21 protein-coding genes are annotated in these 22,061 nt (G+C 56.7%); 1 reads left to right on the top strand and 20 read right to left on the bottom strand.

The window, feature by feature from the left end; translation table 11 throughout:
* Positions 1–64: 64 nt before the first annotated feature.
* The 20 genes from K6123_RS07025 to K6123_RS06930 all read right to left on the bottom strand — a co-directional run bounded on the left by K6123_RS07025 (position 65) and on the right by K6123_RS06930 (position 19,980).
* Positions 65–805 carry a metal-dependent hydrolase gene (locus K6123_RS07025; RefSeq protein WP_221795734.1) on the bottom strand — a complete coding sequence of 247 codons (741 nt, stop codon included), beginning with the start codon at positions 803–805 and terminating at the stop codon, positions 65–67.
* A 64-nt stretch (positions 806–869) separates the two neighbouring features.
* On the bottom strand, positions 870–1,604 hold the full coding sequence (locus K6123_RS07020) for a 3'-5' exonuclease (RefSeq protein ID WP_246624676.1): 735 nt from the start codon (positions 1,602–1,604) through the stop codon (positions 870–872).
* Positions 1,601–3,481 (bottom strand): DUF294 nucleotidyltransferase-like domain-containing protein, encoded by a 1,881-nt coding sequence (locus K6123_RS07015; RefSeq protein WP_221795731.1) that lies wholly within the window; start codon positions 3,479–3,481, stop codon positions 1,601–1,603. Before K6123_RS07015 ends, K6123_RS07020 begins: the two co-directional genes overlap by 4 nt.
* 268 nt (positions 3,482–3,749) lie before the next feature.
* The gene (locus K6123_RS07010; protein WP_221795728.1) at positions 3,750–5,174 is read right to left on the bottom strand and encodes an aspartate ammonia-lyase; all 1,425 of its coding nucleotides are present in this window, start codon (positions 5,172–5,174) and stop codon (positions 3,750–3,752) included.
* A 13-nt stretch (positions 5,175–5,187) separates the two neighbouring features.
* On the bottom strand, positions 5,188–6,822 hold the full coding sequence (locus K6123_RS07005) for a thiamine pyrophosphate-binding protein (RefSeq protein WP_221795725.1): 1,635 nt from the start codon (positions 6,820–6,822) through the stop codon (positions 5,188–5,190).
* 34 nt (positions 6,823–6,856) lie between these two features.
* Positions 6,857–8,332, bottom strand: coding sequence for an aldehyde dehydrogenase (locus K6123_RS07000; RefSeq protein ID WP_221795722.1), 1,476 nt, complete (start codon positions 8,330–8,332; stop codon positions 6,857–6,859).
* A gap of 172 nt (positions 8,333–8,504) precedes the next feature.
* Positions 8,505–9,311, bottom strand: coding sequence for an aspartate dehydrogenase (locus tag K6123_RS06995; RefSeq protein WP_246624675.1), 807 nt, complete (start codon positions 9,309–9,311; stop codon positions 8,505–8,507).
* A gap of 31 nt (positions 9,312–9,342) precedes the next feature.
* Positions 9,343–10,137, bottom strand: coding sequence for an SDR family oxidoreductase (locus K6123_RS06990; RefSeq protein ID WP_221795716.1), 795 nt, complete (start codon positions 10,135–10,137; stop codon positions 9,343–9,345).
* Positions 10,134–11,009 carry an alpha/beta fold hydrolase gene (locus K6123_RS06985; protein ID WP_221795713.1) on the bottom strand — a complete coding sequence of 292 codons (876 nt, stop codon included), beginning with the start codon at positions 11,007–11,009 and terminating at the stop codon, positions 10,134–10,136. The genes K6123_RS06990 and K6123_RS06985 overlap by 4 nt, the downstream gene beginning before the upstream one ends.
* A gap of 15 nt (positions 11,010–11,024) precedes the next feature.
* The gene (locus K6123_RS06980; protein WP_221795710.1) at positions 11,025–11,552 is read right to left on the bottom strand and encodes a cupin domain-containing protein; all 528 of its coding nucleotides are present in this window, start codon (positions 11,550–11,552) and stop codon (positions 11,025–11,027) included.
* 648 nt (positions 11,553–12,200) lie between these two features.
* Positions 12,201–13,175: a PDR/VanB family oxidoreductase gene (locus tag K6123_RS06975; RefSeq protein WP_221795708.1), complete on the bottom strand. Its 975-nt coding sequence runs from the start codon at positions 13,173–13,175 to the stop codon at positions 12,201–12,203.
* Between the two features lie 26 nt (positions 13,176–13,201).
* Complete coding sequence (locus K6123_RS06970; RefSeq protein WP_221795705.1) at positions 13,202–13,654, bottom strand: Rid family hydrolase; 453 nt, start codon at positions 13,652–13,654, stop codon at positions 13,202–13,204.
* Between the two features lie 41 nt (positions 13,655–13,695).
* The gene (locus K6123_RS06965) at positions 13,696–14,724 is read right to left on the bottom strand and encodes an aromatic ring-hydroxylating oxygenase subunit alpha (RefSeq protein ID WP_221795702.1); all 1,029 of its coding nucleotides are present in this window, start codon (positions 14,722–14,724) and stop codon (positions 13,696–13,698) included.
* Between the two features lie 21 nt (positions 14,725–14,745).
* A complete protein-coding gene (locus K6123_RS06960) occupies positions 14,746–14,967 on the bottom strand; it encodes a recombinase-like helix-turn-helix domain-containing protein (RefSeq protein ID WP_221795701.1) in 222 nt (73 codons plus the stop codon).
* 61 nt (positions 14,968–15,028) lie between these two features.
* Positions 15,029–15,370, bottom strand: a complete 342-nt coding sequence (locus tag K6123_RS06955; RefSeq protein ID WP_281423917.1) for a hypothetical protein — start codon at positions 15,368–15,370, stop codon at positions 15,029–15,031.
* Positions 15,371–15,382: 12 nt separating this feature from the next.
* Positions 15,383–16,351 (bottom strand): VOC family protein, encoded by a 969-nt coding sequence (locus tag K6123_RS06950; RefSeq protein ID WP_221795698.1) that lies wholly within the window; start codon positions 16,349–16,351, stop codon positions 15,383–15,385.
* A gap of 30 nt (positions 16,352–16,381) precedes the next feature.
* Positions 16,382–17,158, bottom strand: a complete 777-nt coding sequence (locus K6123_RS06945) for an SDR family oxidoreductase (protein WP_221795696.1) — start codon at positions 17,156–17,158, stop codon at positions 16,382–16,384.
* A 10-nt stretch (positions 17,159–17,168) separates the two neighbouring features.
* Positions 17,169–17,939 carry an ABC transporter permease gene (locus K6123_RS06940; protein WP_221795693.1) on the bottom strand — a complete coding sequence of 257 codons (771 nt, stop codon included), beginning with the start codon at positions 17,937–17,939 and terminating at the stop codon, positions 17,169–17,171.
* 21 nt (positions 17,940–17,960) lie between these two features.
* Positions 17,961–19,025 (bottom strand): ABC transporter substrate-binding protein, encoded by a 1,065-nt coding sequence (locus tag K6123_RS06935; RefSeq protein WP_221795689.1) that lies wholly within the window; start codon positions 19,023–19,025, stop codon positions 17,961–17,963.
* A gap of 73 nt (positions 19,026–19,098) precedes the next feature.
* Positions 19,099–19,980 carry an ABC transporter ATP-binding protein gene (locus K6123_RS06930; protein ID WP_221795686.1) on the bottom strand — a complete coding sequence of 294 codons (882 nt, stop codon included), beginning with the start codon at positions 19,978–19,980 and terminating at the stop codon, positions 19,099–19,101.
* 1,147 nt (positions 19,981–21,127) lie between these two features.
* Here K6123_RS06930 and K6123_RS06925 point away from each other — a divergent pair.
* On the top strand, positions 21,128–21,949 hold the full coding sequence (locus K6123_RS06925) for a molybdate ABC transporter substrate-binding protein (protein ID WP_221795681.1): 822 nt from the start codon (positions 21,128–21,130) through the stop codon (positions 21,947–21,949).
* Positions 21,950–22,061 lie beyond the last annotated feature (112 nt).

The following is a 22,061-nucleotide window of genomic DNA, read 5'->3' as shown; positions in this document are numbered from 1 at the left end:
ATAGGCCAGCCCAGCCATCTGGCCGGATGAATTGACCTCTATTTGTGCCAACCTGACAGCTTTGTCAGGACGGTAACCATTCCAGTAATCGGCGTCCCCAATTACTGCTGTAAGCCAAACCATCCAACCGACCACCCAACCAGGCACTCAGACTGACGCCCTCCTGCGGCGCTGGTGCCAGCACCAGCAACACCAGACACAACACTGCCAGCCCAAGGCTGCCCTGCCAGTTGTCCAGGCTGAGTGGCTTCAGGGCAGAACCAAACGATTTTTTCAATCGCATGCCGTTAAAGTCCACCGCACTGATTTCATCCAGCAGCAGATGCACCACAAAACCACCGGCCACAAAGATTCCTGCCTGCCAACAAAAACCACCGTCACTGGCCGGTAGCCAGGACACCAGCACCGTCGTCAGCAAACCACTGCTCAAGGCCGCCAGCAGCGAATGCAAAACCCCGCGATGCACCGTCAGCCGGAAAAATACCTGCATCGCCACCGGCCCGGCCAGTGCATAGGCCGCTGCCATCGCGCCCCACAAACAACACAGCGGCCACCAGTCAAAACTCACATAGGGCACTAACAGCCATAAGGTGATGGTTGCCGCCAGCGTGCCAAAGGCATTGAAAATCCATACCACCGGCCGCGACGTATCAGAATCCACGTCCGGCAAAATGCCACCCAACATGCCCAGTCCAAACAAGACTGCAGCCGTCGCCAGCGAGGCCTGATCAGCCACTACCAGCAACGAAGAAGCCATGGCACTTGCCACAGCAGCGCCACCCAGATGGGTCGCAAAACTAGCCATTACAGATTTCCAGTATAAAACAGTCGTTAGTATGGTGATGAAATAGCAAGAATTGACTGTATTGTCAGCACCACAAACTGGCAATAGAGACAGTTGGTGAACAATGACTGGCGATTTGTGCCTGCAACAGCTCGGCACAGGCCAGCGCATCCGTTTGGGCATGATGCGGGTGGTAGAAAGGCAAACCATAACGTTCGCGGGCGTCACCCAGTCGCAACGACTTCTTGTGAGCACCAAACACGCGCTCGATCAGGGTTGGCTGACGCACCAGATCCGCTTCCAGCTGCATGGTATCGAGCATTGGGAAACGAATGCCATCACCCCAGCGTGCCCGCACGGCCTTATCCAGAAAATTCCGCTCAATCGCACAGCAGTGGGCCACCACCACCTTGCCCTTGAGCTGCTCCAGTACTTCGTCCAACTGCTGACTCAGGTCCGGCGCCGCATCCACATCACTGTGGGTAATGCCATGCACCACCACCGAATCGGTCGACAGGTCAGTACGTGGCCGTACGATCCAGTGGCGCGCCTGACTGCTGTAAATCCGTTTGATGGTCATCGGCACCAGACCGATGCTGACGATGTCACAGGTCTTGGCATCCAGCCCAGTGGTTTCAAAATCAATCGCCACCAGTGGCACCTCCGCCAGCGGCGTCCCGGGGTCAGGCACTCCGGCAGCATAAAAATCCCGCAACGCCGGATGCCGTGAATTGCGCGCCTGGGCGGCATAGAGTTCTGGCCAACTGAGCCGCCCGGAAGGCGACAAATTAGCCATCAGTCGTTGTTGAAACCGGCTCATCCGTAAGCCCTCACAGACTGATAACGGAACCGCAGTGACTTCTGCGCGTTACTGACGATCTGGAAAGCGTCTTTCAGGGTCTTGCGTTCAAAGTCCGACAGGTTATCCGGTTCGATACTGTTGTCGGGCACCCGCCCGGCTTCGAGATCCTTGGCCTGATGGCGAATCCGCACCATTGCCAGCATCTCCAGCGCATCCCGCAAGTCCGGCCCCTGACCTTCCGGCAGATAATCCGCCGCAATCAGATCCTGCAGTCGCTCGAACGAGTTGTGTGCCCGAGAACCTATCGCCAGCGCATGCACCCGCACCAGATCCGCCAGCGGCGCAGTGCCACGGCGTTTCATATTGATCGAACGGCTGTGGTCACCATCACTTTCCATCACAAAGCCCTTGAAGAACCCCAGCGGTGGTGTGCGTCCCAGCGCGCCGCGGGCCATACAGGCGAGGAACATGGGATTATGCATGGCCTTCTCAGCCACCAGCCCGGTGAGCTGGCTAGCCCACTGGGTTTCACCCCAGACGCCCTGCATATCAAAAAAGATAAAGCTGTTGAGCAGCACTTCCTGCACCGGGTTTTCAATCCAGTCGACAAACGCCTGCTGCCATTGTTTGAGGGTTTTGCGCCACTTCGGATTGGTCGCCATAATGCCGCCCCGGCAATATTCATAACCACAGGCATGTAAACCGTCGCAGACGAACTTGGCGAGCGCGACAAAATAGGCTTCGTGTTCTTTCGGGTTGTAAGCGTTATCCAGGATCATGGCGTTGTCCTGGTCGGTCACAATCAGCTGCTCTTCCCGCGCCATCGACCCCAGTGCCAGAAAACAATAAGGAACCGGTGGCGGCCCCAGTTCGGCTTCCGCCATCTCCAGCAGCCGTTGTTTGAAACTGCGGCCAATCACCGCCATCGAAGTCCCTATCATGCGTGAGTTGGCGTCTTCCGCCACCAGCCGACTGAAACAGGCTTTCACTTCCGGCTGCAACGCCGCCAGCTCTTCAACGGTTTTGGCCTTGAAGATATTGCGCACCACAAACAGGCTGTTCTGCGACTCGTAACGAATCACATCCGGCAACGCAATTACCCCGATCGGAATGCCATGGCGCATCACCGGCAAATGGTGGACGTTGTAGCGCAGCATCATCAGCATGGCTTCGAACACAAACTGGCTGTGCTCAACACTGGCAATACAGCCGCTCATAATGTCTTCGATCGGCGTGTCGTACGGCAGCCCCGGCACCACCAGACGATTACGAATGTCCTTGTCGGTGACAATGCCCACCAGCCGGCTGGCCGCCAGCGGCTGATCTGACTCAGTCACCACCAACACACAGGTGACGCCAGCTTCCGACATGCGGATCGCCGCATCCCGTACCGGTGTCGATACCGTCACCAACTGCGGCTCACGCTGAATCAGACTGTCGACCTCGGCGCTCATCAGCTGATTGCCATCAATCTGACGGGCCACCGCCTGCCGCAACCGGCTGCGGTCTTCCACCTCAACCTGATCGGCAAAGTTTTCATGCTCTTCAAACAGCTCGGTAAACATGGCTTCAGGAATCAGATACACCAGCGTGTCTTCCAGCGCCCGCGCCGGGAAACGAATGCGGTTATTCCGCAGCAAGCCGAACTGGCCAAAATAGCCCCCAGTGGTCAAACGGTCGTACAGCTCACCGGAACGCCGATAGACCTCCACCACGCCGCTGCGGATCACATGCCAGTCGGTGATCTCCTCACCAAAGGCCAGAATCTGGGTACCGGCCTTGTAATAGGTCACATCGGTATGTTCGGCAATCCGCTGCAGCACCTTGTCATCCAGCTCGGTAAATGGCTGGTGCTGGCGCAGAAATTCCAGAATCTCGATATGTTCAGCCTGCATGATCACTCCCCTGACAGTTCCGTCGCAGCCACAATCTACCGCCACTATTCACTATAGCGGCTCTGGCCAGAGCCAGAATATACCGGCTGGCAACGATATTGTCGGTTGAAAGCTCACGAACAATGGCCTGAAAGCGGCATTCTGGCGGGAGAATTGCCCAAATCAGCTGCTCAGCAAAACCGCAGCAAGGACAGGAAGCAGACGACGCCTGGCGCACAAGCGCCAGACACCATCTTCATCAAAACGACCAGAAAAGAGTCAACCGGCCTCAGGCAGAGGCCGGTTCCTGCAAGGCATAGATCAGCCGTTGCGGCTGTAAGATCTGTTGCAGCAGTTCCGACGACAGCAGCTGCTCTTCTTCCACCAGTTCGATAACGCCACGGTTTTCGTGCAGGGCCCGGCGGGCGATGCGGGTAGCGTTGTCATAACCAATGTACGGATTCAGCGCGGTCACCAGACCAATCGAGTTATGCACCATGGCGGCACAGACATCACGGTTGGCGGTAATGCCAATCACACAGCGTTGCTCCAGCATCATCATGGCGCGTTTCAGCAGCCGCATGGATTCGAGGATGTTGTAGGCGATCAGGGGTTCCATGGCATTGAGCTGCAACTGGCCGGCTTCCGCCGCCATTGAAATCGCCAGATCATGGCCTGCCACCTGATAGGCAACCTGGTTCACGGCTTCCGGAATCACCGGATTGACCTTGCCCGGCATGATCGAACTGCCCGGCTGTTGCGGCGGCAGGTTGATTTCGTTGAGTCCGGCACGTGGCCCCATGCTCAGCAGTCGCAGGTCGTTGGAGATCTTCGACAGCTTGATCGCCAGCCGCTTCAGCATCGACGAGAACAGCACAAAGGCGCCCATATCGGAAGAAGCTTCAATCAGGTCTTCCGACTGGCTGAAGCTGAAGCCACTGATTTCGGACAGGTGTTTGATCGCCAGTTTGCCATAACGCGGATCGGCGTTAATGCCGGTGCCAATCGCCGTACCACCGAGGTTGACCTCTTTCAGCAGCTCCGACAGCGAGGCAATTACCCGCACGTCTTCACCCAGCGTGGATGCCCAGGCACCAAATTCCTGCCCCAGAGTCATGGGCACCGCGTCCTGTAACTGGGTACGGCCCATCTTGATGACATCGGCAAACTCGTGACTTTTAACCCGCAGCGCCTGCTGCAGGCTGGCCAGCGATTCGACCAGATCACCGTGACTGAGCAGAATCGACAGTCGAACGGCCGTTGGATAAACGTCGTTGGTCGACTGCGCCTTGTTGACGTCGTTATTCGGGTGCAGGAACTGGTATTCGCCCCGCTGTTTGCCCATCAGCTCAAGGCCAACGTTGGCGATCACTTCGTTGGCGTTCATGTTGGTGGAAGTACCCGCGCCACCCTGAATCATGTCGACCACAAACTGCTGGTGATACTGGCCTTCAATCACCTTGTTGGCGGCGCCAACAATGGCGTCGCAACGTGGCTGGTCGAGCAAGCCCAGTTCGTTGTTGGCCAAGGCGCAGGCCTGTTTCACCATCGCCAGCGCGTTGACCAGTTTGGGGAAGTGCGACAGCGTCACCCCGCTGAGGTTGAAGTTGTCGCGGGCGCGCTGGGTTTGCACACCGTAATAGGCGGCGGCTGGCACCGCCAGCTCACCCAGCAGGTCTTTCTCGATACGCATATCAGCAGCAGGCAGTTCCATGAGACAGCTCCGCTTAATACAACTTTTTCTGCGGCGGACCAGCGAACTCCAGCGGGCCGACTTTCGACATATCCACTTCAATTACTGCCGGGCCATCCAGTGCGATGGCAGCCTCGATAGCTGCGGAGAATTCTTCCACTGAGCCCACCTGCCAGCTGGCCATGTTCATGGCCTTGCCAACCTGGCTGTAATCCGGGGTGTGCAATTCGTTGTAGTACTGACGGCCACCGAAGTAGTTGTTCTGGATACCGCGCATCACACCGTAACCGCCATCGTTCATAACGATCAGCACCATGTCGGTGTTTTCCTGCACCATGGTGGCCATTTCACCAATGCCCAGCATCAGGCCGCCGTCACCAACGATGGTGGCGACTTTTTTGCCCGGGTTGGCCTTGGCAGTACCAATGCCGTGAGCCAGACCCAGACCAATAGCACCAGCCAGCGAGTGGATGTTCTGGTTTGGCTTCTCGAACGGCAGCAGACGGCTGCCCCAGGTAGAACCAGACACCGTGATGTCACGAACAAAAATACCGTCTTGTGGCAGCGCATCACGCAGTGCCTGACAGAGGTTGGCGTAGTTACCCACCTGTTCGATCAGGCCACTTTCCGCCTGTTTGACCGCCTGCTGGATTTGCTCGTCGTAGGCCGCATCGGTTTTGTCTTGCAGGTGTTCAGCCAGATAACCCAGCACCGGCTTGCAGTCGGCACAGATAAACTGGTCAACCTGGTAGTTACGGTTGTAGGCACCTGGATGGGCGTCGATCTGGATCAGAGGGCGACCAAATCTAGTCGAATAACTGGTGGTTTCGTTGCTGCGCAGACGCGAACCGGCAACCAGCACCAGATCGGCTTCTTCCAGCAATTTTTTCACCGACGGGCTGTTGTGAAAAGCACGCAGGCTGCGTGGATGTGAATCCGCCAGCAGACCACGGGCATGGGTGGTCGACAGTACCGGAATCCCCTTGTCGGCCAGTGCTTTCACTTCTGCCAGTGATTCGTTGGCACCACCACCGACCCACAAGACCGGCCGTTTGGCGGCTTTCACTTGCGCCAGCAGATCCGCCAGGACGTCGTAGTTGGCTTGTGGCATGGCAGGCACCGCAATCGGCCCCAGGTTGGCGGGCAATTCCATTTCGGTGGCTTGCACATCAATCGGAATTTCCACGCTCACCGGACCCATTGGCACAGTGCGGGCAACCCGGATGGCTTCACACAAAATACCGACCACCTGTTCAGGATGGGTAATACGGTAAGCGGCCTTGCTGGCAGCCCGCAGGAAGGTCAGCTGATCCTTGGCTTCGTGGATAAAGCTGGCATCACGATCCAGATAGGTGGACTCCACCTGACCGGTCAGATGCAGCAACGGGCTGGCAGCGTTGCAGGCTTCAATTAATGAACCAATGGCGTTACCGGCACCGGCACCAGTGCTGGTCAGGCACACGCCCAGACCTTTGAAACGGCCGTGAGCGTCGGCCATGGTGGCGGCGCCAGCTTCGCCGCGGGCACAGACAAAATGGGTTTTGTTGCGGCGACCAATGGCGTCTGCGATTGGCAGGTTGTGGATCGAAATCACGCCATACACATCAGAGACCCCATGGGCTTCCAGTACACGAGCAACGACTTCGCCGACGGTAACTTTTTCTTTCATAGCTATAACTCCAACAAATTGCGGCGGGTTGCCATCAGGCCCATGGGTTTGGCTGATCGCTCAAACCGACATAAATGCTCTTCTGTTGCATGTATTCCAGAATCCCCTGGCGGCCTTTTTCACGGCCCAGGCCGCTTTCCTTGAAGCCACCAAACGGTGCTGAAATCGAGAATTTCTTGTAGGTGTTCATCCACACGGTGCCAGCCTCTAACACCCGTGCCAGCTGCCAGCCCTTGCGGAAGTTTTCGGTCCAGATACCGGCCGCCAGACCAAACACGCTGTCGTTGGCCTGACCGATCAGGTCCTGCTCATCGTCAAACGGCAGCACCACCAATACTGGGCCAAATATTTCTTCCTGACAGACGTAGCTGCTGTTGCTGAGGCCAGCAATGATGGTCGGCTCATAGAAGTTACCGGCATCGTAGTCACAGTCGGCCGTTTTGCCGGTGATGCGCTGGCCACCACAGAGCACCTCACCACCGTCAGCGCGGGCACGTTCAACAAAACCGGCAACGGTTTCCAGGTGCGCCATGCTGATCAGCGAGCCAATCTGGGTATCCGGATGCTCCGGGTGACCCACCTTGAGGCCACGGGTCAGCTCTAACAGTCGTGCCATAAATGGCTGGTAAACCTTCTGGTGTACAAACAGCCGGGCACCGGCGATACAGGCCTGACCAGCGGAGCTGAAAATGCCGTAACAAACGCCACGGGCAGCCATTTCAATATCGGCATCTTCCAGCACGATGGTCGGCGACTTGCCACCCAGCTCCAGTGACGTCGGGATCAGTTTGTCAGCGGCGATATGCGCCAGGTGACGGCCGGTGCTGGTGCCACCGGTAAAGGAAATCTTGCGCACCAGAGGATGTTTCGCCAGCGCTTCGCCCACCACCGAACCACGGCCCGGCAGTACGCTCAGCAAGCCTTTTGGCAAGCCCGCTTCCTCAAACAGTTTGGCCAGTTCCAGCGCCGCCAACGGCGTGGCGTCAGCCGGTTTGACGATCACTGCGTTACCAGCTGCCAGCGCCGGGGCAATCTTCTGCATCTCGCTGGCAATCGGTGAATTCCAGGGTGTGATCGCTGCCACAATGCCAATGGGTTCATGCACGCTGGCGGTCATGAATTCCCGTGAACGCTGGCTTGGCAGGCTTTCGTCCATGGTTTCGCAGGCCGCCGCAAAATAGCGGGCAGTACCAGCAGCACTCATCACCAGTCCCATGGTTTCCGCCAGCGGCTTGCCGTTGTCGCGGGTTTGCAGCGCCGACAATTCCGCCGCGCTAGCAGTAATCAGGTCGGCAACCTTGTAGAGGATCGCAGCACGCTCGTGCGGCAGGCTGTTGCGCCAGGCCGGGTTACGCCAGGCGGCTTCGGCCACCCGGACGGCTTCTTCGACATCCTCGGCACCGGCGGTCGCAATTTCAGCGTTGATGCTGCCATCGGCCGGGAAAACGCTGGTGCGCACACCACCACGGCCGTTTTTCCATTCACCTGCGATGTAAATCGGCTTGAGCATTAAAAGCCTCCTCAAGGTTTTTAGCTGTCGAACGGCAAGGGGCTCCCCTTCCCATCCGGGAATATCGTTTTGAAATTCGGGTTCGAGCGATTAACTTATCTGGCGGTCTGCTGCTGACCAGAGTGAATAACGGTCGTTAGCTAACCGGTTTAAATAGCCGTTAAATAACCGCTTATATAACTATGGTCGACACACTCTGACGACAGGCACGTACCACACTCAACGCCGCCAGCGTTGAGGTTTTCGGATTGCTTTCCAGTGGCTTGCCAGCCAGCTGGATATTCATTTCACCGAAGCGACCGTTGGCACTGATCAGGTGCTGGTTACTGCGGGTTTCGGGGTCGACCATCAACTGCACACGGGTATCGTCGAGACCCATGCTGGCCAACGCGATGGTGGCAGCAACGTTGGCGTTGGCCGGGAAAGTCAGCGCCGCTTCACGGGCCGAACCTTCAAAAAACACCTGGGCTTGCTCAACCTTGTCGAGGTCGATCATTTGTTCGGCCGGGCTGCCCTTCCAGCTTTGTGGGCTCTTGCGGCAGGTGTAGGTGACCTGATCCAGGCCACCTTCGCGGGCGGCCGACAAGCCATCAATACCGGCAATGGCGCCAGGCAAAGCATGCAGACGGGCGTTGCCAACGGTCGCCGCAGCACACAGCTGATCGGCCAGTTGCGGGTCGGCCAGCGCACCAACGGAAATCATCAGCAGGTCCCAGCCGTTACGCAGCACATCGACACCGTGGGCACGCACACCGGGCTGACCAGCACATTCGAGCACCAGATCCGGCTGGCCGTCACAGTCCGCGATAGCCGTAATGACCTGCACATCACTGGCCTTGTATTGGCTGGCCAGTTGCTGGCGCACACGCTCGCAGCTGCGTTCGGTAGTGACCACCCAACCGACTGCCAGATCCGCTGGCAGCAGTTTCAGAACTTCTTCGGCCATCGCGCCGAAACCAATCATCATTATCTTTTTCATGCTGCTGTACCCGCCCCGGTTACGCTGCTGGTTACAATTGCTTGCCAAAGCCGCCGGACACATCCAGTGTCGCGCCGGTGGTATAGGACGCCAGTGGCGACGCCAGGAATACCAGCGCCCGCGCTGGCTCTTCCGGCCGTCCCAGCCGTCCCATCGGAATGCCACGTTTTTCGGCGATGGCACCGGTCCACTGTTGCCAGCTGGCCTCGGTGTCAGAACGCTCCTGATAACGGCGACGCCACTGACCAGATTCCACCATACCGAGCAAAATCGAATTTACCCTTACACCTTTGGCGGCATATTCGTGCGCCAGCGTGTGGGTGAAGTTGAGCAGTGCCGCACGGGCCGCCGAGGTGGCCATCATGTGGGGTTCAGGCTGTTTCGCCAGCAGCGAGTTAACGTTGGTAATGGAGCCGATATCCGATGCCAGCAGCTGATTGATAAAGGCCCGTACCGGCCGAATCACACCAAACAGCTTGAGGCTGGTTTCGGCCATCCAGTCTTCGTCACTGGTATTGTCGAAACCGGAAACCCGGCCCTGACCGGCGTTGTTGATCAGGCAGTCGGCATTACCCAGTTCGCTGGCGACGGCGGCGGCAAAGGCCTCAACGTCGTCCGCTTTTAATACGTCGCAAATGCGGGTCATGAACTGGCCGTTCGGGAATGCTTCCTTGATGGCAGTCTCAGAGGCCGCCAGACGGTCGGCATCACGGCCACACCAGGCCACTTTGGCGCCTTCGGCCAGTAACAACCGCACGGTTTCCAGACCAATACCGGAGGAACCACCGGTCACCACCACCACACGATCCTGCAACATAAAACTCATAACACACTACCTGTCTGCCGGGATGTTGCCGTCACTGTGGTCGATAACCACTCCAGCAACACCTGATTTACCTGATCAGCCGCCTCGATATAACAAGCGTGGCCGGCTGCCGGGATTTCAACAAATTCGGTGGCACCAAAGTCCAGTGCCAATTGTCTTGCGGCCGTCGGTGGAGTGATGTCATCAGCACCACCACAAATCACCCGACGGGGTTCCGAGTCGACGGGCAAATACGACCAGATGTCGTCATTGGCCAGCAACCAGGAGGCGGCGGTAAAACCTGCCAGCCGTAATTTCTTCATACCATCGGCGACCAAAGCCACCTGATCGGCACTGGCATTGGGGGATACCAGTGCCGCTGCCCGCTTTTGTGCCAGACCTTCCGGCCCCAGTTGCTGCAAGACATCCGGGCGTTTGCGGAACACCTGCTCTCGGGTTTGAGCGTCGGCCTTGCCATATCCCTGCGCCGGGCTGGCCAACAACAGGCCAGACAAGCGTTGTGGATAACGACGGGCAAAGGCTGAAGCAATCATGGCGCCGAGCGAGTGACCGACCAGCCAGCAGCGTTCAACGCCCTGACTTTCAAGCCAGCTGGCCAGCCGTTCGGCATAGTCCAGCGCGCTTGGTCTGGTGGTCGCCAGCTCGTCGCTGCCGCCATAACCCGGGGCATCCCAGGCCATGACCTTGCGTTCAGCAGAACCCAGTGCTGCCAGTTGCTGGACCCAGGAACCCGAGCCGGAGCTGATGCCATGCAACAGCACCAGCGTTTGGCCGTGTTCCGATGATTTGCCAGATTCGCGCCATGCCTGGGTGCGGCCATCGGCCAACTGGCAGGTCTGTAACGGCAAATCTTCAAGCATCCGGGTTAACATGGCAGCACCAGTTCCTTACATTTTTTCGCGTTTGATTTTGGCCAGCGGGTGATCGGCTGGATAGGTTGGAATCTCAGGCTTCGGATTACCAATCATCACGGCCATTACCGCATCTTCCTGGGTGTAGTTGTGCAGGCCACGGTAGATACCGGGAGGCACAGACACCAGGTCGCGTTCTTTCAGAATGGTTTCGCAGGTTTCGCCGTTCAGTTCGAGGAACAGACGGATGGAACCACGAATCATGAAGAACACTTCTTCAGCATCTTCGTGCAGGTGCAGCGGACCTTCACAACCGGCTGGCAACACCATGTTGGAGAAGGTGAAGTGCTCAGCAGGCACAGTGTTGGAATCACTGGTCACACCAGCGGCACCGGTACCCATGTAACGCATCTGGGCACGACGGTATTTGGGGTCGTAGTCAGCCTGGAACTTGAGCGCGTTGAAGTCGTAGGTACGTTCTTCCTTGCGGGCAATACGGCCTTCCATAAAGTCGGCCAGGCTTTTGTCTTCCGGTTTGATCCAGGTTGCGAATGTTTCGGACATGCTGTTTTCCTCTGTTTTGTTCGCAGTGTTCAGGGACTTACCCTTCCGCTATTTCTGCTGCACCCTTGTGTCATTCCTTGACCCAGGGGGCGTTCTCAATTATTCGGCTAGGCCTGTCAGGTGAAAAAAGCCTGTCAGGCAAGGCGTTGAATGCGGGGAATGGCGAGTCCTTTACAAATTCAACAACACAGCATGGCAGACTTTTGGCCCTGACCCTTCGGGCTGAGGCCAGCTGGCTCCAGACACTGCGTTATTCGTCATTTGTTTAGCTCGCTAAACCACATTCCTCCTGCCTTGTTCTGAAACCAGCTGGCTCTCAGCAGGTCCCGCTTAATAATTGAGAACGCCCCCTAGTTGCTGTGCTCATCCGTATCTTTGTCTTTGGTCGTGCCGAGGTCTGCGCCTCTTTTTCCTGCTTCTTTAATTACGGCGGTCGTGCTGATCAGGTGCTGTGTTGCCGGTCTTGCGATGGCCGGTTAGTGGCCTTTCCCTTTGATCATTGTTTTATATTTAAAACACTGATCTTTATTTGAAACATGCTAGGCGGATTAAGGCGTTCGGTCAAGATCAAACTTCCGCCACTGCGACGTCTTCGTCGCCTTTGTCCCTACAGCCGTCGTACGGCGACTGCAGGGGAATAAAAATACGTTACAAATCCAGTACCAGACGTTCGGATTTACAGCCGGATACGCAGATCATAATGGTGTTATTGGCGGCTTTTTCAGCCTTGGTCAGAACGCCGTCGCGGTGATCAATCTCACCCTCCAGGACAGCGACCTCACAGGCACCACAGACGCCTTCGCGACAGGAGCAATCAACCGCCACACCGGCTTCTTCCAGTCGCTCCAGCAACACATCGCCGGGATTGATCTGCAGGGTTTCGCCCGACTTCGCCAGTTCCACCACATAGCTGGAGCGGGCATCGGCTGAGGCGGCAATTTCCACCGGCGCAAACCGCTCGATGTGTACCTCGGTATAACCCAGCCGTTCACAGGTGGCTTCAAACGAATCCAGCATCGGCGTTGGGCCACAGCAATAGAAGTGGGTCTGCGGGTCCCGGCCGTGTAACAGCTGTTCGAGATTCGGCGGCGTGCCCTCTTCTTCGTCAAAGCGGAAGGTCACCTTGCCTGTCGGGTACTGTTCAACCAGCTGGCAGATTTCGTCGATAAACGCCGCCTCACCACGGGCGCGGGCGCAATAGATCAGCTCAGCCGTCTTGCCCTGTTGCAACAGCTCGCGAAACATACAAAGGATTGGCGTAATACCAATACCACCAGCCACCAGCACGCTGTTGTTGGCAGCGGTTTCCAGCGGGAAAGCATTGCGCGGCGCGCCAATCGGCAAGCGCATTCCCACCCGCAGTTGCTTGTGAACCCACTCCGAACCACCACGACTTTTCTTGTCGCGCAGAATGCCGACCACATAGCGGTTGGTCTCTGCAGGTGAGTTGTACAGCGAATAGCTGCGGGTCATGCCATTGGGCAGTTTCAGGTCGATATGGCTACCGGCGGTGAAAGCCGGGAAATCCGCAGCGCCAGCTTCGGGCCGCAATTCCACGCTGATGATGCCTTCGGCTTCGTAGCGAATCTGGTAAACCAGTGCCGTCAGAAATTCAGTGCTCATGGCAGTTCTCTCTAATCTTGTTGCCGTCAATTAGCGACGGGCTGTTTGGTCAGTGTGCGCAGGTCAACATCGAGGTTGATACCGGCCTCGATTTCCACACACAGCTCCGGGAACACCAGCCCGGAAACTTCCACCAGGGTCGAGGTCGGGAACACCTGCTGGCTGGCAAAAAAGTCCTTGCGGGCACGACCTACGTCGTCCTTGTCGGCGATGTTGGTGACGTACACGGTAAGGCGGTAAATATTGCCAATATGGCCACCGGCCGCCTCGGCCAGATCACGGATCTTGCCGAGCACCAGCAGGGTTTGCTGGTAGGCATCCAGCGGCAGGCCGTCTTCCGCTGCCATGCGGGTGGCAGGGTGGCCGGTCATGCCGGAGGTCACCAGTTCACCGCCAATCTGCAAGGCGTTAGACCAGCTGGCAGTGGCCAGCTCGGGCACCTTGCTGGCGCTGATGTGTTGTACGGTCGGTTGGCTCATGGTTTTTTCCTTACGGTTACTGGCCTGTTACTAACGCCTGATCAGGACTGCTGGTTTTCCAGCTGCTGCTTGGCCAGGTTTTTCATGTAACGACGCAGGCGCACCAGGCCAAGGTCGTGCTGATACAGAATCTCGCGCTGGTTAGCATCTGGCTCCATCGCTTCCAGTGCGACGCGGTCCTGCTCCAGTACATGCCAGTGACGGGCTTCCAGACGGTTCTTGTAGAGGAAACGCCAGGTATCTTTCTGCCAGCCGGTCAGTGGCCGACAACGCCAGTGGAATACCGCTGCCAGTTGCGGATTGATCGGTACGTACATGCCGATGATGTGGAAGTTACCGCCCGGGCCACCGGTTTTTGGATAGGGAATTTCCAGTCGCTGCCAGAACAGGCTGGTGTCGGCAAACTCACTCCAGTCGAAGTTGACGCCGCGCTGGCCTTCTTTCTCGAAGATAAAGCCGTGGTCTGTGTCGGTGGTGACGAACTTGGCTTCGGTTTCACCTTCCGACATGGAGTGCGACATCTTGTGCAAGAAAGCCCCGTGCATCGGGTCAGCGACGTTATCAATCACCATGCGGTAATCGGACTTCCACTCGCAGTAGCAGAGGAAGCTGGAGAATTCAGCGGAAGTCAGCTGCTCTGGCAGGATCAGCTCCGGCGGAGTTTCCAGATGCGGATCGGTGGCGTTGTAAAGGAAGATAACGTCGGCCACTTCACGAACGTGGAACATGCGGGTTGGACGGCTGCCGTCGAGCTTGCAACCGGGAGAGCCTGGTACCTTGCGAACCTTGCCAGTGCAATCCACTTCAACGCCGTGGTATGGGCACTGCAAACGGTCACCCAGATTGGCACCCAGCGACAGCGGTGCACCACGGTGTGGACAGTGATCTTCAACCGCGTGGGCAACACCATTCTGGTCACGCCAGAGGGCAATCTTGTATCCCAGAATACGGCGTGACACCGGCTTTTCGATGGTCAGCTGGCTGGCTGGCAACACTGGATACCAGCGGTCCTTGAGGCCTTGCTGGAGAATTTTTTCAACCGGATCGGCACTGGTTTGAATAAGGGTCATGATCTCGTCTCCTCTGCTGACTTATTCGCCGAGCTTGCTCATCAGGGTCTGGTAGGAATCTGCGGTCCACAGACCGGACTCAGTTGGGCATGGCGGCCCGACCCGGTTAAGGAAATCCACCAGCGTTGGCAGGTCATGAATCTGTTCGGCAAACGCCCGTTCGATGGAATCAGCCAGCAGGTCCTCAAACGGTGTGTTGTCGCGGGTACGAGCCTGATGCGGCTCCAGGTAACGATCAGTCATATGTGTGTCCTCCAATTCCTGTTGACGGTCAGCTGTGGTTAAAAGCCCTGGTTACAGGCTCTTATTGGCCGCCATTACGTACCCGTTCGCGGATCATTTCGCGTACCGGTACAAAGTCGTAAGTCGGGTAGCATTCGGTGCGGAATACGCCCCACGCCGAGCGCTCAAGCTCAACGTTGATTTTCGGTAACAGCGCCGGTGGCAGGCGCAGCGTAACGATCTGGCCCAGCCCCATGGCGACGGTCCAGGAGACGATTTCAACGCCTTCCACCGGGAACCGCTCCCACCAGTCCATCTGTTTCATATGGCTCTGGATGTCATCAAGATTCTTGCTCTGGTCGTGCTTCAGCAGCACGGTCAGCAGCATGGTGTTGTCGGTGTTAGCGCTCATTGCATCACTCACAGGGCGACTCCCTTATTGCTTCTCGCGGGCGGTAATAAAGGTGCCGCTGGCAGCCACTGGCGCCTTGGCCTGACGACGGGTGTTGCCGTCGATACCGCCAGAGATGGCCCATTCGGCAAACACGGTTGGGCCCGGCTCAAATTCCCGTGGCTGCCATTCGGCGGTCAGTTCGTCTTCATCGGCGTAGTACTCCACCAGCGCACCGGCCGGGTTTTTGAAGTACCAGAAGAAGGCGGAGGAAATCGGGTGACGGCCAGGGCCGAGTTCGGTTTCCCAACCAAGGCGGGCGATGTTCATGCCGCCGCCAAATACTTCATGAATGTCCCGTACGGTGAAGGCCACGTGGTTGAGGCCGGCCTTGCCGTCTGGCCGTTGCAGCAAAAAGATATCGTGGTGACCACCAATGTCGGCGCAACGCATGAAGGCACCCTTGTTGGGGTAACGATCGGAAGTCACAAAGCCCAGCACATCACGGTAGAAGGCTTCACAGGCCACCACGTCACTGACGAAAAACACCACGTGACCGACTTCAATCGGAGTGGCCTTGTCGTAGATCGGGCTGGGCTGGTTAACCCGGCCTTTTTCGGTCCAGCTGTTATGGCCGACACAGGCAATTTCGACGTCCTGTTTGATGGTTTTCTGTAGCCGTACCCCAACGCCGTTAGGGTCGATACAACCGGCGCGACCATCCTTGAAGAAATAACCCGGCTGGCTGGCCATCTTGTCGGCAAAGCGTGCCAGGTCTTCATCTGACTCGACGCCCCACACCACTTCGCGCAGGCTTGGGCCGTCTTCAATGGCAGGCGGCAGATCGGCGGCATCCAGCGGCTTGATCAGTACCCGGCCACCGTTAAGGGTGGTAAATACCAGCTCGGCCTCAGACTCGCTTTGCAGGGTCAGGCCCCAGTCAGTGAAGAAGCGCAGGCAGGCTGCCATGTCTTCGACACCGTAGGTAATTTCATCGATTCCCAATACACTCATAATTCGTTCCTGCTGAGATTCCAGACGCCGTTATGGCATCACGAAGCCGCCGTTAACGGGCAGCGTCTGGCCAGTGATAAAGCGGGATAAGTCCGACAGCGCAAAGATCACCGCGCCGCATACATCTTCAGGCAGCTGGGTACGCTTCAGCGGACGTTGCTGGCGGTACAGCTGCTTGCGGTCTTCCGGCACGTATTCGGTGGCTTCAACGGCCACCAGACCGGGAGCAATGGCGTTGACGGTAATGCCGTCGTCGCCGAGTTCGGTTGCCAGCGTGCGGGTCATGGCCATCACGGCACCCTTGCTGGCGGTATAGGCCAGCAGTTTCGGCGCGCCCCATAGCGCGGTGTCCGACGCCAGGTTGACAATCGCAGCGCGCTGACTGGCACGCAGCGCTGGCAAACAGGCGTTAGTCACCAGCCAGCAACCACGAACGTTGACTTCCATTACCCGGTCCCAGGTATCGATATCCAGCTCTTCCGTGGTTTTGCCACCCGAGTTAGTGATGGCAGCATTGTTAACCAGACCATCAAGGCCACCGAGCCAGGCCACCGCAGCGGTTACCGCGGCCTGCACCGATTGCAGCTCACGCACATCGATGGTCACCGCATGCACGTCCAGCCCAAGCTCGCGCAGTTGCGCGGCTGATTGCTGTACCTGTTCGGCCAGAATATCCGCCAGTACTACCCGCGCACCGGCACGGGCAATCTGTTCGGCGAAAGCAAAACCCAGTCCGCGAGCGGCACCGGTAACCAGTACCTTACGGCCGTTCAACAAGTCAGCAGGCAGTGTCAGATCAGCACTCATGGTCTGCTCCTTACGCCGTAACCAGGTTGGCTTTTGGCATGTAGTGCAGCATGCGTTTTTCGGCAAAGACCACCCCGGCGTAGGCAACGATTCCGATCACGGTCAGCCCAACGATGGCAACAAACACCCCGGCGGTATTGCCCTGGCCTTCAGAGTCAACCAGCAGGTAACCCAGACCCAGGTTGCCACCCACCAGCTCACCGACGGTGACACCAATTACAGCCAGCGTGGAGGCGATGCGCAGGCCGGAAAACAGGGCTGGCATGGCTGACGGAAACTCCACCAGCCGGAACAGCTGCCAGCGGCTGGCGTTCATGATGCGGATCAGGTTGATCATGTCCGGGTCGACTGCCCGTACTGCTGACAGCACGTTGATCATCACCGGGAAGAACACAATCAGCACCGCCACCAGGATTTTTGGATAGATGGTGTAACCCAGCCACATCACAAACAGCGGCGCAAACGCCACTTTCGGGGCAATTTGCAGCGCCAGAATATAGGGTGACAGCATGGCTTCGGTGGCTGGGGACAAGCCCAGCACCACGCCAATGGCGACACCCAGCAAAGCACCGATTCCGAAGCCCAGCAGCACTTCTGCCGCCGTGACCAGGGTGTGTTTGAGCAGGTCGCTGTTGTCCCACATAACGAAGAACTCACTCCATACGCGGCTCAGTTTCGGCAACACGTATTCCGGCATTCCCATTACGCCGGGACCCCATTCCCACGACGCCAGAAACAGCAGCAGGATGCAGACGCTACCAATCACAGTTCGGTTATTCATACAGCTTTCTCCAATCCCGTCTTATGGACGGTCTTCACGGGTGGTCACCTGAATGTGCGGCTTGGTAGACGAGAAGTCGGCTACGGTGCCAGGGCGCGCATTCTTGGCGAATTCATTGGTGAACAGGTCTTTCAGTGGTACTTCGGTCTTGACGATACCTTCGGCCAGATAGAACTTGGCGACTTCGCCCAGACGCTCTTCATCGATCACACCCGGCATTGGCGGATTCTTGTAAACGCGCTCGTTAAACAGAGCGAACGCCCGTTCGAGGTAATCTTCACGACCTTTAAAGGCAGGCACGGCGGAAGCAAAGTCCATCGCGGCCTGTTTTGGGTCGGCCATGATGTCGCGCATACCTTTCAGCGTCGCAGTTACCACGCCCTGGACGATGTCCGGGTGATTCTTGATGGCGTCGTCAGAGGCCAGAATCGCCTGTGCCATGCTCTGGAACATGTCTTTCTCTGGCACCACGCTGATGTCACGACCGCTGTCCTGCACGGATACAACCCAGTCCGGCGCACCGGCCATGGCATCGGCATCACCGGTCGCAAACAGCTTCCAGACACCAGCCGGGCCAGCGGCCTGAATGTTCATGTCGTCCTTGGTCAGGCCGTATTTCTTCAGGGTTGCCAGCAGCGCGTAATAGGTCGTGTCGGCGTAGGACAGCACAGTCACTGTCTTGCCTTTCAGGTCGGTGACGGACTTGATGCCAGCACTGTCACCGGTCGCCAGTACGGTCAGGCTGCCGGAACCCAGTACCGCAACGGCTTTCACCGGAATACCGTTGGCACGTACGATCAGTGGTGTATCGCCAATCGCGCCACCAACCATGGCATTGCCGGTACCAATCTGCTTGGCAACGTCAACACCACCGCGGGCGGTGACAAAATTCACTTTCAGACCTTCTTCCGCGAAATAACCCTTGCTCTGGGCCAGGGTCCAGGGTGCAAACGCTGGCAGGGTTGGTGGTGCCGGCATCAGGTAGGTAATTTCCTTCAACGCATCTTCAGCCTGGGACATGGCTGAGCAAAGCACGGCGGCGCTGACCATAGCGGCCCGGGCGAACGTCTTGCCAAATAGCTTCATGGTGTTCTCCTAGTAGTTGCAGTCGGTCTTTCTAGCGATTTGAGTGGGTGTTACTGAAAGCAGAACGAGACGATCAATGCATGGAACCTTCTTCACCGACATGCAGCAGCTCCATCAAACGACCAATCAAGGGGCCGGTTTCTGGCAGCTTGCGGCGCTCCAGCGGGTTGTCACGCATTGGCAAATTGACGTCGATCTCTTCGATGATGGTGCCCGGACGGGCGCTCATCACCAGAATGCGGTCAGACAGTGCAACCGCTTCGGCGAGATCGTGGGTAATAAAGAGAGCAGTCTTCTGCTCGTTATAAAGGGTGCGGGCCAGATCCTGTTGCAGCACCATTTTGGTCTGGGCGTCGAGTGCCGAGAACGGCTCATCGAGGAATAGCACATCCGGTTTCATCGCCAGCGTGCGAGCCAGCGCGGCGCGCTGACGCATACCGCCAGACAGCTGGAACGGATAATGTTTTTCAAAACCGGCCAGGTGACATTTGCCGAGCATTTCGGTCGCGATGGCACGACGTTCCGCCTTCGGCATACCGGCGATTTCCAGACCGACCTCGACGTTTTTTTCGATCGTGCGCCATGGCATCAGCAGGTCTTTCTGCAGCATAAAGGCAACCTTCTTGACCGGGCCTTTGACTTCCTGACCAGCCACCATCACAGTGCCGGTGGTCGGGCTGTACAAACCACTGCCCATATTAAGCAAGGTGCTTTTGCCACAACCGGAAGGGCCAATCAGCGATACCACTTCACCCTTGCGGATGCTGAACGTAAGATCCTTGACCACCGCAGGCGCATCCTTCTGGCCTTTACGCGGGAACGCCTTGCTGACGCCACGAAATTCGATTTCCACCCGGGTTGGAGTTACATCAGCAACCCGAGCCTTGCTCGCAGTTGCAGCAGGCTGGTTACCGTCGGATTCGGAGACGACATACATAGGGCTGGTTGTGGTCATTGGAATCACTCTTTGTTTCAAATATGAATTGATGATTTATATGTGAAATTATGATGCAGAAATGATGCCAGACTAAGGCCCAGTTCCTTTGGAAAATAAAAATAAGGGGGAGAAACCGCAGAAATGCGGCTATTTGACTTATATCAAGCAATCCAGCTGCTTGAATGTTCAAGCATTTATCAAGCCAGCTTTTTGACCTGAACAGGCATTTTTCCAGCAAAAACACCCCAACCTGGCGCATTTATGAAGCACAGCGCACCAAAATAAAACACACCTGCCGGTTTGCTGATCATCAAAAACACCACCCGAGCCACCACAGGGCAAAAACAGCCAATCCCCGGCAGACTCAGTGAATTATGTCACTGTGAATAGATAATCCGTCCGAAACACCCTCAACCACCAGACAAGGCTCCCTCACCCAGCCACAAAAACGCTACCTAAGGTAACAGGTGTTACCGCTCCACGGATTCCAGCAGCAGTGATCAAACGCCAGCAGGCGATCAAGCCAGTCGGTGTCATCCGGCCAAAGCCGTTGTTTCCATTCATCGGCAAACAGAATAAGCCAACAGCCCAATCCGCAACGGCAATCCATACCGGCTTTTCAGACAGGCTTTTTAGCAAGACCTATAAAGAGCCGCCAAAAGCACCACCTCGGTTTCAGCTGCCAGGCAATGCAATAGCGAGATACCAATCCAGTCATAAATATGTAGCTCAACGTAATCAAAAAGAGTCCATCTGCCGAAAATCTGCCCATAGCTCCAGAAGTTTTCGCCTGCTACCGGCTATTCAACCCGATTTGTGTCGTATTTATGACATTAAAAGGAAGTTGTACTACATATAACCATCATTGTTTGTCATTGAACGCCATAATTCCCGACAAAAATCGCCATAAGAACTCCCTGAAACCCTATCGTTATATTTTTTATTTACATAAAAAACAACCAGTTATCCCTTATCAACACTCGCTGACTGGAACCTTATGCCTGTAACAGCACAGCTGGTATATCGGTTGCTATCTCCTCCTCACGGATCGTTATGTAGTTTTTATTCATAGAAAAGTGTTCGCTTGCCAAATTCCTGCGCTGGCAAGTGGTAGCAACACCGAGCGGGTAACCCTCACCAGTGACACTTGATGGAGAACAACACGATGAAAAAGCAAGTTCTGCCCGTTATCAGCACTCTCGCCATGGCCATCGCCTTCAGCGCTTCCGCCCAGGCGGTTACCGTTGAAATTGCCGCTGCCAAGCTGTTTGAAGATGCGCTGGGTTCAGGCACTACCGAAGGCCCGGTGATCCAGGCATTCAAGGCATCCAGTGCCTATAGCGGTCTGGGATTTACTGTCGATTTTGATATTGCAACAGGTTCATCTGGCAGCTATGCCAGCCAAATTATCAGTGACCTGGCCAGCAGTACCGCAACCTACAACTTGTTTATTTCGGCGGATACCGACTATCCAGACGATATCTATGCCGATTACCCAAGTAGCGTGACGTCGCCAGTGGTCGTTTCTGAAGGCAAACTGATGCACTGGTCCAATGGCAATATTGATGTTTCTACCAACTGGCCCACCAATTTTATTGCCAACTACACCAGCCCCAGCATTGGTATCTGTAATCCAACCAATGGGCCTTATGGTGTGGCCGCAGAAGATATGATCGATGATTATTACTCTCCGATCAGCTCTTCCTCGGATACCACCCAATACAGCACCATCAAAATGGTCGACAACAATGTGTCGAGCGGCACGATGGAATCCGGCTTTGTACCGACCGCACTGCATTGCAGCAGTGGCGCCGTCAGCGTGCCAAGCGGTGCCACCTATCATGTGTTTGACGATACCTACGATCATGGAGCAATCCAGATCTACAGCGGCACAACCAATGTAGATACCGCGGTAGCCACCTTCATGACCTGGCTCGCCAGCAGCGCCGGTCAGGCCGAACTGGCGGATTATTGCCTGGCGTTCTGATCCCACCCCGCCTTGCCCGGTCAGCGACAGCTGATCGGGCTTTCCCCTGTTACAACGCATTATTGATGTCTATGCCGCCTGCGCTGGTGGGCCTGGCATTGGGAGAGTCTTT

Origin of the sequence: Oceanobacter mangrovi (assembly GCF_019740315.1) — a bacterium.
Taxonomy (GTDB): domain Bacteria; phylum Pseudomonadota; class Gammaproteobacteria; order Pseudomonadales; family Oceanobacteraceae; genus Oceanobacter; species Oceanobacter mangrovi.
This window is presented reverse-complemented; position numbering and strand designations above follow the sequence as displayed.